At 70.0% G+C, this 15,866-nt stretch carries 15 protein-coding genes and 1 tRNA gene; 8 read left to right on the top strand and 8 right to left on the bottom strand.

From position 1 onward, the window contains the following. Positions 1–31 precede the first annotated feature (31 nt). Positions 32–2,017: a phosphocholine-specific phospholipase C gene (locus tag ABT304_RS07860; RefSeq protein WP_350714200.1), complete on the top strand. Its 1,986-nt coding sequence runs from the start codon at positions 32–34 to the stop codon at positions 2,015–2,017. Here the strand turns inward: ABT304_RS07860 and ABT304_RS07855 are convergent. Then, positions 2,014–2,631 carry a DUF1707 SHOCT-like domain-containing protein gene (locus ABT304_RS07855; RefSeq protein ID WP_350714198.1) on the bottom strand — a complete coding sequence of 206 codons (618 nt, stop codon included), beginning with the start codon at positions 2,629–2,631 and terminating at the stop codon, positions 2,014–2,016. The two genes, ABT304_RS07860 and ABT304_RS07855, sit on opposite strands and share 4 nt — an antisense overlap. Positions 2,632–2,760: 129 nt before the next feature. On the opposite strand from ABT304_RS07855, the gene ABT304_RS07850 reads away from it, so the two are divergent. Genes ABT304_RS07850 through ABT304_RS07840 form a run of 3 tightly spaced genes read left to right on the top strand, consistent with a single transcriptional unit; the run spans position 2,761 to position 5,902 of the window. Then, a complete protein-coding gene (locus ABT304_RS07850; protein ID WP_350714196.1) occupies positions 2,761–4,017 on the top strand; it encodes a glycosyltransferase family 4 protein in 1,257 nt (418 codons plus the stop codon). 3 nt (positions 4,018–4,020) lie between these two features. Then, positions 4,021–4,788: a class I SAM-dependent methyltransferase gene (locus ABT304_RS07845; protein WP_160023381.1), complete on the top strand. Its 768-nt coding sequence runs from the start codon at positions 4,021–4,023 to the stop codon at positions 4,786–4,788. Positions 4,789–4,795: 7 nt separating this feature from the next. Then, entirely contained in the window at positions 4,796–5,902 is a 1,107-nt protein-coding gene (locus ABT304_RS07840; protein ID WP_350714194.1) for a prenyltransferase, read from the top strand. On the opposite strand, the gene ABT304_RS07835 is transcribed toward ABT304_RS07840, so the two are convergent. Next, entirely contained in the window at positions 5,879–6,514 is a 636-nt protein-coding gene (locus ABT304_RS07835) for a class I SAM-dependent methyltransferase (RefSeq protein WP_350714193.1), read from the bottom strand. The genes ABT304_RS07840 and ABT304_RS07835 overlap by 24 nt on opposite strands. A gap of 75 nt (positions 6,515–6,589) precedes the next feature. Between ABT304_RS07835 and ABT304_RS07830 the strand changes: the two genes are divergently transcribed. Then, positions 6,590–7,162, top strand: a complete 573-nt coding sequence (locus ABT304_RS07830; RefSeq protein WP_350714191.1) for a 2'-5' RNA ligase family protein — start codon at positions 6,590–6,592, stop codon at positions 7,160–7,162. Here ABT304_RS07830 and ABT304_RS07825 read toward each other — a convergent pair. The 3 genes from ABT304_RS07825 to ABT304_RS07815 all read right to left on the bottom strand — a co-directional run bounded on the left by ABT304_RS07825 (position 7,126) and on the right by ABT304_RS07815 (position 9,424). Further along, positions 7,126–8,028 (bottom strand): DnaJ domain-containing protein, encoded by a 903-nt coding sequence (locus ABT304_RS07825; RefSeq protein WP_350714190.1) that lies wholly within the window; start codon positions 8,026–8,028, stop codon positions 7,126–7,128. The genes ABT304_RS07830 and ABT304_RS07825 overlap by 37 nt on opposite strands. Positions 8,029–8,196: 168 nt before the next feature. After that, positions 8,197–8,272: transfer RNA gene (locus ABT304_RS07820), tRNA-Gly, on the bottom strand. Positions 8,273–8,329: 57 nt separating this feature from the next. Then, the gene (locus tag ABT304_RS07815; protein WP_350714189.1) at positions 8,330–9,424 is read right to left on the bottom strand and encodes a coiled-coil domain-containing protein; all 1,095 of its coding nucleotides are present in this window, start codon (positions 9,422–9,424) and stop codon (positions 8,330–8,332) included. Between the two features lie 149 nt (positions 9,425–9,573). Between ABT304_RS07815 and ABT304_RS07810 the strand changes: the two genes are divergently transcribed. Beyond that, positions 9,574–10,488 carry a tyrosine-type recombinase/integrase gene (locus ABT304_RS07810; protein ID WP_350714187.1) on the top strand — a complete coding sequence of 305 codons (915 nt, stop codon included), beginning with the start codon at positions 9,574–9,576 and terminating at the stop codon, positions 10,486–10,488. Positions 10,489–10,502: 14 nt separating this feature from the next. On the opposite strand, the gene ABT304_RS07805 is transcribed toward ABT304_RS07810, so the two are convergent. Continuing rightward, the gene (locus tag ABT304_RS07805; protein WP_350714185.1) at positions 10,503–11,021 is read right to left on the bottom strand and encodes a DUF6448 family protein; all 519 of its coding nucleotides are present in this window, start codon (positions 11,019–11,021) and stop codon (positions 10,503–10,505) included. A gap of 260 nt (positions 11,022–11,281) precedes the next feature. On the opposite strand from ABT304_RS07805, the gene ABT304_RS07800 reads away from it, so the two are divergent. Together ABT304_RS07800 and ABT304_RS07795 are read left to right on the top strand one after the other, a co-directional pair. Then, positions 11,282–12,877, top strand: coding sequence for a GMC family oxidoreductase (locus ABT304_RS07800; protein ID WP_350714183.1), 1,596 nt, complete (start codon positions 11,282–11,284; stop codon positions 12,875–12,877). A 52-nt stretch (positions 12,878–12,929) separates the two neighbouring features. Next, on the top strand, positions 12,930–14,564 hold the full coding sequence (locus ABT304_RS07795; RefSeq protein ID WP_350714182.1) for an AMP-binding protein: 1,635 nt from the start codon (positions 12,930–12,932) through the stop codon (positions 14,562–14,564). Positions 14,565–14,568: 4 nt separating this feature from the next. On the opposite strand, the gene ABT304_RS07790 is transcribed toward ABT304_RS07795, so the two are convergent. Both ABT304_RS07790 and ABT304_RS07785 read right to left on the bottom strand, forming a co-directional pair. Next, positions 14,569–15,351, bottom strand: coding sequence for a zf-HC2 domain-containing protein (locus ABT304_RS07790; RefSeq protein ID WP_350714180.1), 783 nt, complete (start codon positions 15,349–15,351; stop codon positions 14,569–14,571). Next, positions 15,348–15,851 carry a sigma-70 family RNA polymerase sigma factor gene (locus ABT304_RS07785; RefSeq protein WP_160023390.1) on the bottom strand — a complete coding sequence of 168 codons (504 nt, stop codon included), beginning with the start codon at positions 15,849–15,851 and terminating at the stop codon, positions 15,348–15,350. Before ABT304_RS07785 ends, ABT304_RS07790 begins: the two co-directional genes overlap by 4 nt. Positions 15,852–15,866 lie beyond the last annotated feature (15 nt).

Raw genomic sequence — 15,866 nt, 5'->3', positions numbered from 1 at the left:
TGGCCGTCCACCCCCACGTCAAGGAGCTCCTGTGGTTGACATCGATCGTCGTCGGTTCCTAGGTCTCGCCGGCGGCGCAGCCGCGCTGACCATGCTCGACCAGAGCATCGCGCGAGCCGCCTCCATCCCCGCCGCCCGCCGGACCGGCACGATCCGCGACATCGAGCACGTGGTCGTGCTGATGCAGGAGAACCGCAGCTTCGAGCACTATCTGGGCACCCTGCGCGGCGTACGCGGCTTCGGCGACCCGCACCCGGCGATCCTGCCCTCGGGCAAGCCGGTGTGGCACCAGCCGAACGGTGACGGCGAGCTGCTCCCGTTCCATCCCGAGGTCGACGACCTCGGCGCCGCCTTCCTCGAGGGTCTCCCGCACAGCTGGCCCGACGGCCAGCAGGCGATCAACGGTGGTCGCTACGACCGATGGGTGCCGGCCAAGGGCACCACCACGATGGCGTACCTCCAGCGGCAGGACGCTGCCTTCCACTTCGCGCTGGCCGACGCGTTCACGGTGTGCGACGCCTACTACTGCTCCTTCATCGGCAACACCGATCCCAACCGCTACTACATGCTCTCGGGCTGGACCGGCAACGACGGCAAGGGCGGCGGGCCGGTGCTCTACAACGACGAGGCCGGTTACGACTGGACCACCTACGCCGAGCGGCTCGAGAAGGCCGGGGTCAGCTGGAAGGTCTACCAGGACGAGGGCACCGGCCTCAACGCCGAGGGCGACAACTGGTGGGGCTGGACCAAGGACGCCTACATCGGCAACTACGGCGACAACTCGCTGCTCTACTTCAACAGGTTCCAGGACGCCCAGCCCGGAGACCCGCTCTTCGAGAAGGCCCGCACCGGCACCCGTGCGATCGACGGACAGGACTACTTCGAGATCCTGCGCGCCGACGTCGAGGCCGACAACCTGCCCTCGGTCAGCTGGATCGCGGCACCGGAGGCGTTCTCCGAGCACTCGAACTGGCCGACCAACTACGGCGCCTGGTACATCGCCAAGGTCCTCGACGCGCTCACCTCGAACCCCGAGGTGTGGGCGAAGACCGCGCTCTTCATCACCTACGACGAGAACGACGGCTTCTTCGACCACCTGGTGCCGCCGCACATCAACAGCCCGCTGGTGCCGGGGGAGTCGACCGTCTCGACGGAGAACGAGCTCTACACCGGCTCCCACGGCGACGGCCACTACGGTCTCGGGCCGAGGGTGCCGATGTTCGTCGTCTCCCCGTGGAGCGTCGGCGGCTGGGTCTCCTCGGAGACCTTCGACCACACCTCGATCCTGCGGTTCATGGAGGAGCGCTTCGGTGTCGCCGAGCCCAACATCACACCCTGGCGTCGCGCCGTGTGTGGTGACCTGACCTCGGCGTTCGACTTCTCCCGCACCGCCGAGCCGCCCGTGCTCCCGGACACGAATGGGTGGGAGCCCGCCGACCGCGAGCGGCACCCGGACTACGTCCCGGAGGCGCCGGCGAACGGGACGATGCCGACGCAGGAGCGCGGCACCCGCCCGGCTCGGCCGACGCCCTACCGGCTCGAGGTCGTCGAGACCGCCGCCGTCGGCGAGATCGCCGTCGAGATCCGCAACACCGGCAGCGTCGGCGCCCACTTCCAGGCCCGGCTGCTTGCCCCGGAGGGCGCGCCGCACAGCTACACCGTCGGCGCCGGCGACACCCTCTCCGTGCGCTGGCCGGTCAGCGGCGACTACGAGATCCACCTGCACGGCCCCAACGGGTTCTTCCGCTCCTACGCCGGCACCGCGGGCGCCGACCCCGCGCCCGCCAACCTGCGGCGGGAGGGCCGCTCGCAGCGGCTCACCGTGACCGCGCCTCGTAAGGCCGAGATCACCAGCGCGTACGCCGGCGAGATCCGCTCCCGCCACCTGGACACCCGCGCCACCGGGGGCTGGTACGACCTGACCCTCACGCTTCCGGGCACCACCTGGGCGCGTGGGTTCGCCGGCCACCTGGAGAACGGACGTCCCTCCGTGAGCGACCCGCAGCTGGGCGCCTAGGCGGGATCGTCGGGCCGGTCCTTCTCGGACTGGGCCGGCGGGTCGAGGATCGGGGCAGCTGTCTCGGGGGCTGCCTCGATCTCGGTCTTGGCCGCCTTCTTCGCCGCCTTCTTGGCGGCCTTCTTCTCGAGGCGGTGCACCTCGCGCTGGACGATCGCCTCGCGGCGTACGCCGGTGCCGACCAGGTTGACGACCAGGAAGAGCATCGGATAGATCGGCCACGGATGTCCGTCGGGGGCCGATGTGAACAGCCAGATGCCCCAGGTGATGAGGCTGACCATCAAGAAGGTGGCGAGCGCCTCCTGGAGCTCCTTGCGGTAGGCAGCCGCACCCTGCTCGCGGAAGCCGAGCGTCTCGGGCAGGTTCGCCCCGGGCTCGCCGGGAGCCGGCTCGGCGGCCACGAGATCGTCCACGAGCGCGGGCAGCTCACCGAGCGTACGAGCCTCCAGGAGGGTGTCGACCCTCTCGTCGTGCTCCTCGCGGGTCAGCCGGCCATCGGCGAAGGCATCGGTGAGGACGGCGCGTACAACCTCCCGATCAGCATCGGAGGCGCGCATACGTGCGTTGTCGGCCTGCCTCGGGTCGAGGCGGAACCGGGTCCAGAAACCCTCCACACCACCAGCCTAGACGCCCAGCCCGACACCGTCTGGTGAAGCGCCTGCATTAGAGTGACTCGCGCTGGCTACCTGCTAGTATAGAACACGTTCTAGTTTTGCTCTGCCTAGGTTTGAGGGAGGTGGCGGATGCGGATCGCTCTGCTGTCGTATCGCAGCAAGCCGCACGTCGGCGGTCAAGGCGTCTATATCCGCCATCTGAGTCGGGAGCTCGCCAAGCTCGGGCACACGGTCGAGGTCTTCTCCGGTCAGCCCTATCCCGAGCTCGACCTCGTGGGGGAGGGTGTGACGCTCACCAAGGTGCCGAGCCTGGGCCTCTACGAGGAGCCCAACCCGTTCGGCAACCCGAAGCTCTCCGAGCTGCGCGACCTGGTCGACGTCGAGGAGTGGGCCCGGATGCGCACCGGCGCCTTCCCTGAGCCGTTGACCTTCGCCAAGCGCGTCCTCAAGGTGCTGAAGGAGCGGAAGGGCGACTTCGACATCGTCCACGACAACCAGACCCTGGCCACCCCGCTGCTGAGCATCGAGCCCGAAGTCGGCCTGCCGCTGGTGACCACCATCCACCACCCGATCTCCTTCGACCGGCGCATCGAGCTGGACAGCGCCCAGGGCTGGAAGAAGAAGTTCGGCGTCTGGCGCTGGTACTCGTTCGTGAAGATGCAGGCGAAGGTCGCCTCGCAGCTGCGGCACGTGATCACGCCCTCGGACAACTCCAAGCGCGACATCCTGACCGACTTCGGCGTCCCCTCCGAGCGGGTGCAGACCGTGCATCTCGGCGTACCGGAGGAGTTCGTCCCGCCGACCGGGCCCCGCACCCCGGGCCGGATCCTGGCCATGGCCAGTGCCGACGCCCCGCTGAAGGGCATCGCCTTCCTGCTCGAGGCCTTCGCCAAGCTTCGTACCGAACGAGATCTCGAGCTGGTCCTCGTCTCCAAGCCCAAGAAGGGCGGTCCGACCGAGCAGCTCATCGAGAAGCTCGCGGTCAAGGACCACGTACGTTTCGTCAACGGCATCTCCGACGCCGAGCTCGTCGAGCTGATGGGCTCCGCGGAGATCGCCTGCGTGCCCTCGCTCTACGAGGGGTTCTCGCTGCCCACCGCCGAGCTGATGGCGTGTGGCACCCCGCTCGTCGTCTCCCGCGCCGGCGCGATCCCCGAGGTCGTCGGCCCCGACGACCTGTGCGCGAAGCAGGTCACCCCCGGCGAGACCGAGGAGCTCGAACAGGCCATCGCGGCGCTGCTCGACGACCCCGAGCGCCGGGCCCGCTACTCGGCCGCCGGGCGCGCCCGGGTCGAGGAGCACTTCTCCTGGCACGCCGTGGCCGAGCGGATGACGGCCCTGTATCAGCAGTCCATCGACGAGTTCCACACAGACGAGAGGAAGTGAGCCGTGCTCACCGTTGACTTCGACCGCCTTGGCCTTCAGGCCGGAGAGCGCGTGCTCGACATGGGCGCCGGCGGCGGCCGCCACGCCTTCGAGATGTACCGCCGCGGCGCCGACGTGATCGCGTTCGACCAGGACGCCGAGGAGCTGGCCAAGGTCAGCGACTGGTTCTTCGCGATGCGTGACGAGGTCCCCGAGGGCGCGAACGCGGAGGTCAAGGAGGGGGACGCGCTGTCGCTGCCCTTCGCCGATGGCGAGTTCGACCGGATCGTGGCCGCCGAGGTGCTCGAGCACATCCACCGCGACGTCGACGCGATCAAGGAGCTCGTCCGGGTGCTGCGTCCCGGTGGCACCCTCGCCATCTCGGTGCCGCGCTGGTTGCCCGAGGTCGTCAACTGGAAGCTCTCCGAGGACTACCACAACACCACCGGCGGCCACATCCGCATCTACACCGACCACGAGCTCATCGACAAGGTCACCAAGGCCGGCCGGCCCAACGACGGCACCCCTGGTGAGGCGATGATCTTCGAGGGCAAGTCCTACGCCCACGGACTGCACGCGCCCTACTGGTGGCTGAAGTCGGCCGTCGGCGTCGACAACGACAAGCACGTCCTGGTGAAGGCGTACCACCAGATCCTGGTCTGGGAGATCATGAAGAACCCGCTCCCGCTGCGCCTCGCCGGGAAGGTTCTCGACCCGATGATCGGCAAGAGCATGGTGCTCTACTTCCGTAAGCCGGGCCCCATCGCCACCGACCCCACCTCGGCCGCCTGATTCGCGGATGAGAGTCGAGATCCCGTACGTCGACGGGGTGCTGACCCCAGCCCAGATCGTCGCCACGGCCGGGTCGATCGCCCGCGCCCAGGAGGCGTCGGGCGCGATCCCGTGGGTCCCCGGTCAGCACACCGACATCTGGAACCACGTCGAGGCGGCCATGGGACTGCTCGTCGGCGGCCTGGTGGAGGAGGCCGAGGCTGCCTACGACTGGATCCCGTCGCTGCAGAACGGCGACGGGTCCTGGCCGATGAAGATCGTCGCCGGCTCGGCGGTGGAGACGATCGGCGAGTCCAACATGTCGGCCTACTTCGCCGTCGGGCTCTGGCACCACTGGCTGATCCGCCGGGACCGGGCGTTCGTGGAGCGGCTGTGGCCCTCGGTGCGCGCGGGACTCGACTTCGTGGTCGGCCTGCAGCTGCCCTTCGGCGGGATCGCCTGGACCCCGCGCGACCCGTTCGCGCTGCTCACCGGCTCGTCCTCGATCTACCAGTCGCTGCGCGCCGGGGTCGCTCTGGCCGACCTGATGGACGACCCGCAGCCGGAGTGGGAGATCGTCGGCGGCCGGCTCGGTCACGCCCTGCGCCACCACCGCGCCTCGTTCGAGGACAAGTCGCACCACTCGATGGACTGGTACTACCCGGTCCTCGGCGGCGCCGTCGTCGGTGCCGACGGGCACGACCTGATCGCGTCGCGCTGGGATCATTTCGTACGCCCCGGCCTCGGCGCGCTCTGCGTCGACACCAACCCGTGGGTGACCGGCGCGGAGACCTGCGAGCTGGCGATGGCCCTCGACAACATCGGCGACCATCGCCGCGCGCTCCGGCTGCTGACCGAGATGCAGCACATGCGCGCCGACGACGGCGGCTACTGGACCGGCTGGGTCTACGAGTCGCCCGACTACCCCAACCCCAACCCCAACGCCTACTGGCCCGAGGAGCACTCCACCTTCACCGCCGCCGCCGTCATCCTGGCCGCGGACGCGCTGGGGGAGCGCTACGGCGGCTCCACCCCCGGCTCCGGCATCATGCGCGGCACCTCCCTCGCCGCTCCGTTCGAGGAGCTGGCGTTGGAGTGTGGGTGCGAGACCTCAGAGGCGTCGCAGCACGCGTAGCGAGCCGACTGCGTCGATCTCCTCGAACTGCTTCGAGGCGAGCGCGGGGAGGTAGATCTCCTCGTACGGCGGCCGACCGCCGTCGGCCGGGTCCGCGAAGACGTCGTGGACCAGCAACAGACCGCCGGGCATCACCTTCGGGGCCCAGCCGCGGTAGTCCAGCTGAGCGGGTTCCACGCCGTGGCCGCCGTCGATGAACAGCAGCGAGACCGGCGTCGTCCACCATCGGCTCACGGTCGTCGAGGCGCCGATCACCGCGACGACCTCGTCCTCGAGGCCGGCCTGCTCGATCGTGCGCCGGAACGTCGGCAGCGTGTCCAGCCGCCCGGTGCGCTCGTCGACGAGGGTCGTGTCGTGGTGCTCCCAGCCCGCCTGGTTCTCCTCGCTGCCGTGGTGGTGGTCGACGGTGAACACCGTGCCCCCGGTCAGCTTCGCCGCAGCGCCGAGATAGACCGATGACTTCCCGCAGTAGGTCCCGATCTCGACGGCCGGTCCGTGCGGCAGCCGTTCCACGGCGTACTCGAACAGTGCCGTGCCCTCCTCAGGAGGCATGAACCCCGTCGCGTCGAGGGCGTGCTTGAGCAGTTCGGCGGGCATCTCAGGCGTAGACACCCGGGCACCTTAGCCGAGTGGCGAGCGGTCCGCGTCGAGTGGTCATCACGCTGGCCTGCCCGCGAGAATCCCGCCATGAGCAGATCCTCCGCGGGGCACTCGGTGCTCGTCGTCCCGGTGCCCGAGCTGGAGGCGTACGTCCTGGAGCGGACGCGCCACTATGACGACTCGTTCGTCTCCGCGGACCCCACGTTCGTACACGCGCACATCACGCTGCTCGCGCCGTTTCTGGCCGCACCCACGACGGACGATCTGGAGCGGGTCGGGAAGATCGCGGCCGCGGCAGTGCCGTTCGACTTCGTGCTGGACGACGTACGTCTCTTCGCCGGGGGCACGATCTATCTGCACCCTGACCCTGCCGAGCCCTTCGCGGCGCTGACCGCCGAGCTGGGTGCGGCATTCCCGCAGTGCCCGCCCTATGACGGACTCTTCGAACCGGTGCCGCACCTGACCGTCGACCACATCGCCGGGGGAGTGGAACTCGACTCGACACGTACGTCCCTCGCGCCGTTCCTCCCGGCGCGATGTCACGCCGACCGGATCAGCCTGCAGTGGTACGCGAACCACGGATGCCGGACCATCGCCGAGTGGCCCTTGGGCGGATCACCGCGTCACGGCGAAGGTGCGGACATCGCCTGCATCACATAGCCGACGGCGACGAGCATCGTCAGGCTGCTGATGGCGATGCCGGCGACCGCGGCCCAACGGCCGCGACGCTTGTCGTCGGCGGTGCGGGCCAGACCGATGATGCCGAAGATGAAGCCGAGCGGGCCGCACATCAGCACGCTGGCCACCAGCGACGCGACCGAGACCGCGTCGAGCGGCACAGCGTAGAGCGACCAGGCGTTGGTCGGCTTGTCGGCCGACGGCGCGGTCTTCTGCTGCGGGGGAGCCGGCTGTGAAGTCACCGGCTGAGGGTTCGCGGGCTGCGGGGCCGCGGGCTGCGGGGCCGCGGGCTGCGGGGCCGCGGGCTGCGGGGCCGCGGGCTGGGGAGGCGGCGGCTCGGTCACCGTGCGAGGGGGTTTCGGTGCCGGGGTCCGCTGTCGCGAGGAGAGCGCGGCGTTCGCCGCTCGAGCCTGCCGAGTGGCCTGGCGCAGCCGGCTGGCAGACGGGCGCACCCGAGCCGGCGGTGGCACCGGGGCGGGGGAGCTGCCGCCTCCGGGCGCCGGGGCGGGCCGCGGGGTCGTGGCACCCCATTCGGCTCGCCAGCGCCGGTCGCGGCTGAGCGGCGGGGTAGGAGAAGCAGACGCGGTCGGCTTCCCGGCGGCCGCCGAGGCGGCGGCCTTACGGCGGCGCCGGGCGAGCTCCTCGTCGAGGGTGGCCCTGGCCACCGGATCGAGCAGCACGTCGCGCGCCCGGTTGATGCGCATCATCAGCTCGCCGTCGGCGGCACGACCACCACGGTCGGGGTGAAACTGCTTGGCGAGCTCACGATGGCGAGCTCGGACGGCCGCGTCGTCCGCGTCCGGACCGATCTCGAGCACGGCATAGGCGTCGATGAACTTCCCGCTCACTCAACGCCCCCCACGCACAGTCCTTCGGTTGTCGGCTTCGCCTCCGGGCTGATCCACACCCGGTGCACAAGATTTCCCAGAACAGTGAAATCCTAGAGCAGTTGCGGCGAGATGCTGGTTTCGCCACGGGAAATTGACCGAGGGCCGCCCGAATGGGCGGCCCTCGAATGGAGCGGACGACGAGGCTCGAACTCGCGACCTCAACCTTGGCAAGGTTGCGCTCTACCAACTGAGCTACGTCCGCTTGCGAGAAGAACAGTAGCGGATGTGGTCCGTTGAGCTCCAACTGGGGTCCCGCGTGTCACGCACCCTCTTCCGGTAGTTCCGGTGATGCCGTACGCCGCTCGATCTGTTCCACCAGCTGCGCGACCTGCGCCTGGTGTGCCGCCCGCAGATCCTCGAGCCGTTCGCTCGCGTGGGCGCGCTCACGTTCCAGCTCGGCGCGGGTGGCATCGCGATCCGCCTTCGCCGCCGCCTCGCTCCCGCGAAGGTCGGCCACCTGGTCGCGAAGTGCTTCGATCTGCTCCCGGGCGGCGTCGCGCTGCGTACGCAGCCCGGAGATCGTCGCCTCCGCACTCGATGCCGCCTTCTCGGCGGCCTTCTTCTCCGCGATCAGCTGCTCCTGGAGCCGTGCCGTCGCCTTCTCGGCGTGGTCGGCACGCGCGGTCTCGCTCCGCCGGCGCTGCACGGCCGCGGCGTGCTCGGCCCGCAGCTTCTCGAGCTTCTCGGACAGGGTGTCGCGCGCCGAGGTCGTCTCCTCGATGTGCTTCTCGAGGGAGGCGATCGTCGCGGAGGCCGACCTTGCCGCGGCAGCCGCCTCCGCCTCGACTCTCTCCAGCGCCGCCTGTGCGGCCAGGCGGGACTCTTCGGCCGCCGTCGTGGCCGAGAGCGCCTCGCGCAAGATCTCGGCCGAGCGCTCCGACTCCTCCAACGCCTCGGCCGCGGCCGCATCTGCCTCGTCGCGTTCCGCCTCGGCCGTACGCTGCGCCTGCTCGGCGCGCACGGCACGAGCGCTCGCGGCGGCGATCTGCTCCTGTGCCTCGCTCTGCACGGTCGCGATCTGGGCCTCGGCAGCGGTCAGGTCGCCGAGCGTACGCAGCTCCTCGAGCGCCTTGGGAAGCTGGTCGAGGAACCTGTCGGCGAGCTGGGTCAGCTGGGTGGTGATCTCCGCGGCCCGCTGCTGGGCGGCCTGCACCGGTCGCGCGGTCTCCTCGGGATCCCGTGTCTCGACAAGCCGTTGCAGGCGCTTCCGCTCCCGCCAGGCGGCGGCACGGTTGTGGGCGGGGTCGTCGCAGTACTCCGGCGGCCGGCCGCTTCCGCTCTCCGACGCCGCCGCGGGCAGCGGACAGCCAGGGAAGCGGCAGAGCTTCTCCTCGACAGCAATCGTTTCCGTCATTACGTCAGCATAGCGTGACGAAACACGTAACGAATACTAAAGCCCGCTTAGATGAGATCCCGATGAGACACACAACATAACCGGCATTATGATGTGTGCCTGTGAGCGCGATCGAGCACCGTCCGCAGACCCCTACAACAGACCTCTCCGTGACGGAATCCGTCAGAGAGCTGTTCCTCGAAGACCTGAGGGAGCTGCCCCAGGAGAAGAGGGCCGAAGCGCTCGCCAGAAGGTTCCTGCTCTCCTACGCAGGCCACACCCGCGCTGCGTACGGACGCGACCTCGCCGACTGGTTCGGCTGGTGCGCCGCGCTGGAGATCGACCCGCTCGCCGCCAACCGGGCGATGGTCGACGGCTACGCCCGGCATCTGGAGACGAGGCGCAGCCCGGCGACGATCGCGCGACGGCTCTCCGCGATCGCCGGCTTCTACCGCTACGGCGTGGCGGAGGACGTCCTGAGCGCCTCACCGGCCGAGCACATCAAGCGCCCCAAGACCAGCAACGACTCCCAGACACTCGGCATGGACAGGGGAGAGGCGCGCGCCTTCCTAGCCGCCGCGCGCGAGCACTCCAGCCGCGCCGCGGCGCTGGTGACCCTCCTGCTCCACGACGGCCTGCGCATCTCCGAGGCCCTGAACGCCGACGTCGCCGACCTCAGCCACGCCCGCGGCCACCGCATCCTCACGATCACCCGCAAGGGCGGCGCCCGGCGCGACGTCGTCCTCAACCCGGCGACCTCACAGGCGCTCGACGCCTACCTCGACGCCCGGGCCGACGGCCCGGTCTTCATCACCGCCACCGGCAACCGCTGGCACCGCTCCGAGGCCTTCCGACTCATCCGCAGGCTCGGCACCGCGGCCGGCATCGAGCACGGCGACAAGCTCTCCCCGCACAGCCTCCGCCACACCTTCGTCACCCTGGCCCGTGAGGCCGGCGTACCTCTCGAGGACGTCCAGGACGCCGCCGGCCACGCCGATCCCCGCACCACCCGCCGCTACGACCGCGGCCGCCACAACCTCGACCGCCACCCCGCCTACGCCCTGGGTGCCTTCCTCGCAGACTGAGGCTCGGCGCGCACCTACTCCGCGTGCGAGTGCGCACCCGCCTCGTGGTGGTCGGTGGCCCGCATCGCACCGTAGAGGTGATGGCTGTACACCTCGTAGCCGAGCATGGCCTGCACGTAGCGTCGTTCATCCTCCAGGGACCGGGCGCGGTGTGCGGCCAGGGCGCGCACGGCATCAAGGCGTTGCTCGAGCTCGTTGCGCAGGACATCGGTCAGGTAGTCGCCCAGCTGTTGGCTCGAGCCCGTTTCGACTGCGCGCTCGGCCAAGGGGATCACGGGACCGACGGAGAGCCCGGCCGGCTTCAGGCCGGTGTATGGGGCGCCCTCCCCGGCGCGGTGCAGGCGCACCACGGTCTCGAAGAACCACAGTTCGGCGGTCTCGCGGACCCGCGGTGCGTTGTCACGAAGCGGCGCCACACGGTCGTAGGCCGCGCGGACCTCGGCTTCCGCTTCGGCGGGTACGAACGGCAGGACAAGGTCCACATCAGCCGCTTCCAGCGCTTGGCGAGCCGCAGCGACGACGGGACCGTCCAACGAGTCACAGTGCGGAGGCATGTCATCCCTCCTGACGGGTTTCGTCTCCTTGACATCGACGCTAGGCGGGGGCGCCGCCGAGAAAAAGGGGCCAAAGTCACCGGCTCGACGCCGATGGGCGGTCACCTGCTGGTTCTCGGCGAGGCACAGCGAACGGCTCGCTGACCCGCGGGAATCCATCGGAGGGCCTGACAAGCCGGATCGGTCCCAGTACGTTCAGTGTGGCAGCCCACCCTTGTCAGCGTTGACGGAGGAGAGATATGAGCCAGACGAGCGTCCAGGAGCTCACCACGGACTACGTGGTGGTGGGGGCCGGATCGTCAGGGGCCGTCCTCGCAGCACGGCTCAGTGAGGACCCGAGCGTCCAGGTGACCCTGCTCGAAGCCGGACCGCGCGACAAGAGCATGAACATCCACATCCCGGCGGCGTTCTCGAAGCTCTTCCGGTCCGAGCACGACTGGGACTACTCCACCGAGCCACAGCCGGCGCTCGGCGGCAGACGGATCTACTGGCCCCGCGGCCGGATGCTCGGCGGCTCGTCCTCGATGAACGCGATGATGTGGGTCAAGGGTCTCCAGGCCGACTACGAGGAGTGGGGCGCGGCGGCCGGGCCCGAGTGGGGCTGGGACGTCGTCAAGAAGACGTACGCGAAGCTCGAGGACGTCGAGGACGCCACCGCGCTGGATGGCACCGGTGGGCCGGTCCGGGTCGAGCGGCAGCGGAGCCCCCGTCCCTACACCGAGTCCTTCCTCCAGGCCGCCGAGCAGGCCGGCTACCGGCGCGGACGGGCCAACGGCCCCAACCCCGAGGCGTACGTCGAGACCATGGTGACCCAGCGCCGAGGCGCCCGGTGGAGCACGGCCGCGGCCTACCTCAAGCCCGCCGCCAGGCGCGCCAACCTGAACGTGGTGACCGGCGCCCTGGTGTCGCGGGTGATCTTCGACGGCACCCGTGCCACCGGCGTCGAGGCCGTCGTCGACGGACAGCAGAGGACCATCGCCGCCCGGCGCGAGGTGATCCTCTCCGGCGGCGCCATCAACACTCCGCAACTGCTGATGCTCTCCGGGATCGGTCCGGCCGCCCACCTGAAGGACCTCGGCATCGAGGTCGTACGGGATGCGAAACAGGTGGGGGAGAACCTCACCGACCACCTCGTCGCCGGCATCGGCTGGGAGGTCGAGCAGGGCTCGCTCGCGACCGCGGAGTCGGCACGTCACCTGCTCAACTACCTGCTGCGCAGGCGCGGGATGCTCACCTCCAACGTCGGCGAGGCGTACGGCTTCATCCGCTCGCGCCCCGACCTGGAGGCGCCCGACATCGAGATGATCTTCGCCCCGGTCGGCTTCTTCGACGAGGGCCTGATCCCGTTCGTGGGTGAGGCGGTCGTCGCCGGTCCGATCCTCGTCGACCCGGCCAGCCGCGGCAGCGTCACGCTCACCTCCAAGGACCCGGCCGCCAAGCCGATCATCGACCCCCGCTACCTCTCCGACCCCGAAGGCAGGGACCGCGCTGCCATCGTCGAAGGTGTCCGGGTGACGCTGGAGATCGCCTCGCAGCCCGCGCTCAAGCCGTTCCTCGGCAAGTTCCTGCGCCCCGACGTCCCGGTGGGCTCGTCCGCGGAGGAGGTCGCCGACGCGCTCCTGGCACGTCACGCCCACACCCTCTACCACCCGACCGGCACCTGCCGGATGGGCACGGACGAGGCCAGCGTGGTCGACCCCCGGCTGCGCGTACGCGGCGTCGAGGGCCTCCGCGTCGCCGACGCCTCGGTCATGCCCAGGATCGTGCGCGGCCACACCAACGCGCCCGCGATCCTGATCGGCGAGCGCGCCGCGGAGCTCATCACCGGGGACTGACACTCTCAGCAGACCCTTGGAACCCACCCGTGACTCAGGTCACACTGGGCCCATGACGGATTCCTACGCTGCCGGAGAGACGACGACCCCGCTGCTGGAGGAGACGATCGGCGCGAGCTTCGACCGCACCGTCGCCAGATTCGGTGACCGGGAGGCCCTGGTCGATCGCGGCCGGAGCGGAGCCCGAGGCGATCAGCAGAGCAGACGCTGGACGTACGCCGAGATGAGCCGCGACGTCGACGCGCTGGCCGTCGGCCTGCGCAAGGCCGGGATCGGGAAGGGCGACCGGGTCGGCATCTGGGCACCCAACTGCGCGGAGTGGACGCTGACCCAGGTGGCGACCGCGAAGATCGGCGCGATCCTGGTCAACATCAACCCGGCCTACCGCACCCACGAGCTGGCGTACGCCCTGACCCAGTCGGGCATCAGGATGCTCGTCTCCGCCCCCGCGTTCAAGACCTCCGACTACCGCTCGATGGTGGCCGACGTCCGCGGCGACTGCCCCGACCTCGAGCAGACCGTCTTCATCGGCGACCCGGAGTGGACCGCGCTCCTCGAAGCCGGCGCCGGTGAGCGGCTGGCCGACCACGTCAGCTACGAGCTGAGCCCCGAGGACCCGATCAACATCCAGTACACCTCGGGCACCACGGGCTATCCGAAGGGTGCGACGCTGAGCCACCGCAACATCCTCAACAACGGCTACTTCACCACCGAGACGATCGGCTTCACCGAGAACGACCGGCTGGCGATCCCGGTGCCCTTCTACCACTGCTTCGGGATGGTGATGGGCAACCTGGGCTGCATCACCCACGGAGCCACGATGGTGATCCCGGGCCCGGCCTTCGACCCGGCGGCCACCTTGGCGGCCGTCCAGGACGAGCGGTGCACGGCCGTCTACGGCGTACCCACCATGTTCATCGCGATGCAGAACCATCCTGACTTCGGCACCTTCGACCTCGGCACGCTGCGCACCGGGATCATGGCGGGCAGCCCGTGCCCGGTCGAGGTGATGAAGCGGTGCGTCAACGAGATGCACATGAGCGAGGTCTCGATCGCCTACGGGATGACGGAGACCTCGCCGGTCTCGACCCAGACCCGGATGGACGACGATCTCGAGCACCGCACCGCCACCGTCGGCCGGGTGCATCCGCACGTCGAGGTACGCGTCGTCGACCCCACCTCCGGCGCCGTGCTGCCCCGGGGCGAGGCGGGCGAGTTCCAGACCCGCGGCTACTCGGTGATGCTCGGCTACTGGGCCGACGAGGAGAAGACCCGGGCGGCGATCGACGAGGACGGCTGGATGCACACCGGTGACCTCGCCGTGATGAACGCAGATGGCTACTGCAACATCGTCGGCCGGATCAAGGACATGGTCATCCGTGGCGGCGAGAACATCTATCCCCGCGAGATCGAGGAGTTCCTCTACACCCACCCCGACATCGAGGACGTCCAGGTCATCGGCGTGCCCGACGAGACCTACGGCGAGGAGCTCTGCGCCTGGGTCCGCCTGCGCCCCGGCGCCGAGCGGATGACGGCCGAGACCCTGAAGGCGTACGCCAGCGGAAAGCTCGCCCACTACAAGATCCCGCGCTACGTCCTGATCGTCGAGGAGTTCCCGATGACCGTGACCGGCAAGGTCCGCAAGGTCGAGATGCGGGAGAAGACCGTCTCCGAGCTCGGACTCTAGGGCCTTAGGTCAGCGAGGCTGCCGCGACCGCGGTGTCCTCGCCGACGAGGGTGATCTCGACCCGCTCGACGTCGGAGATCGGCACCGCGGAGGAGGCGTCCAGCCCGAGCGTCTCCCCACCCGACCACGTCCACGACCCGGCAACGGTGCGCGCGCCGTCGCGGCCGACCAGCACCAGGTCGTACGTCACCGGCTCGACCGGATAGTCGGACGGCCCCGGCGGGTTCTTGCCTGGCTTGGGTGGGTAGTGACAGCTCCAGTTGAGCTTGGTGCCCCAGGACGTCGGGGTGACGACGAGCTGGGCCCACATGTCGACGCTGCCCACGGGGCGCAGGTCGACGGTACGTACGTTCGCGGCCGTCGAGCTGGTCGAGCTGGTCGGGGTGACCGGGGCCGAGGGGTCGGCGACCGGCGACCGGCTGCCGTCGCGACCGATGGCCAGGCCACCGATCGCGGTCCCGCCCGCGAGCAGGACGACCGCGGCCGCGACCGCGAGGGCCCGGCGACGCAGCCGGGACCGGCGTACGGCCCCGGCCAGCTCCGCCAGCGGCGGCGCCGTGACCTCGACGGCCGACTCCTCGAGCAGCTCCTCGGCCTCCTCGCGCGAGAGCGCGCCGAGCAGCCCCGGCATGCCGGCGAGCTCGGCGACGGCGTCGTGGCAGACGCTGCAGCCGGCCAGGTGCCGCTCGTAGGTGCGACGGTCGCTCGGGCTCAGCGCCCCGAGCACGTAGGACGCGTCCCAGTCGGCGTACGTCTCGTGTGCGGAGGCGTCCAGGTCGTCGTTCATGAGGTGACCCCCTTCTCTTGCAGGGCGAGACGCAGGGCTCGCAGACCGTAGTGCAGCCGGGACTTGACCGTGCCGGGCGGGATGTCGAGCTCGTGGGCGAGCTCGGTGACCGACCGGCTGCCGTAGTAGGCGCCCACCACCACCGCACGGTGCTCGGGGGAGAGGGCAAGCAGCGCATCGGCGACGACCCAGGAGTCGAGCACCGCCTGGGTCTCGTCCGCCCGGGTCGCCTCGGGCGGCGACTCGGCGGCGTACTCCCGCTTTCGGCGCGCGCTGCGCAGGTCGTCGATGACGAGGTTGCGGGCCGTGGTGAACAGCCAGGCGCGTACGCCCTCGTCGGGCCGCTGCAGCACCTCCGGGTGGCGCCACGCGCGCAGCAGCGTCTCCTGCACCACGTCGCGCGCCTCCTCGGCGTCACCGGTGCGGCGTACGACGTAGCGGTAGAGCGCCTCCGAGTGGGCGTCGTGCACCGCTACGAGCAGCTCGTCCTCCGCACCCATGTCACCTCCCGCACG

It is taken from the genome of Nocardioides sp. NPDC000445, assembly GCF_040300245.1.
Classification (GTDB): domain Bacteria; phylum Actinomycetota; class Actinomycetes; order Propionibacteriales; family Nocardioidaceae; genus Nocardioides.
Note: the sequence above shows the minus strand (reverse complement) of the source record. Positions and strands in the feature narration are given on the sequence as shown.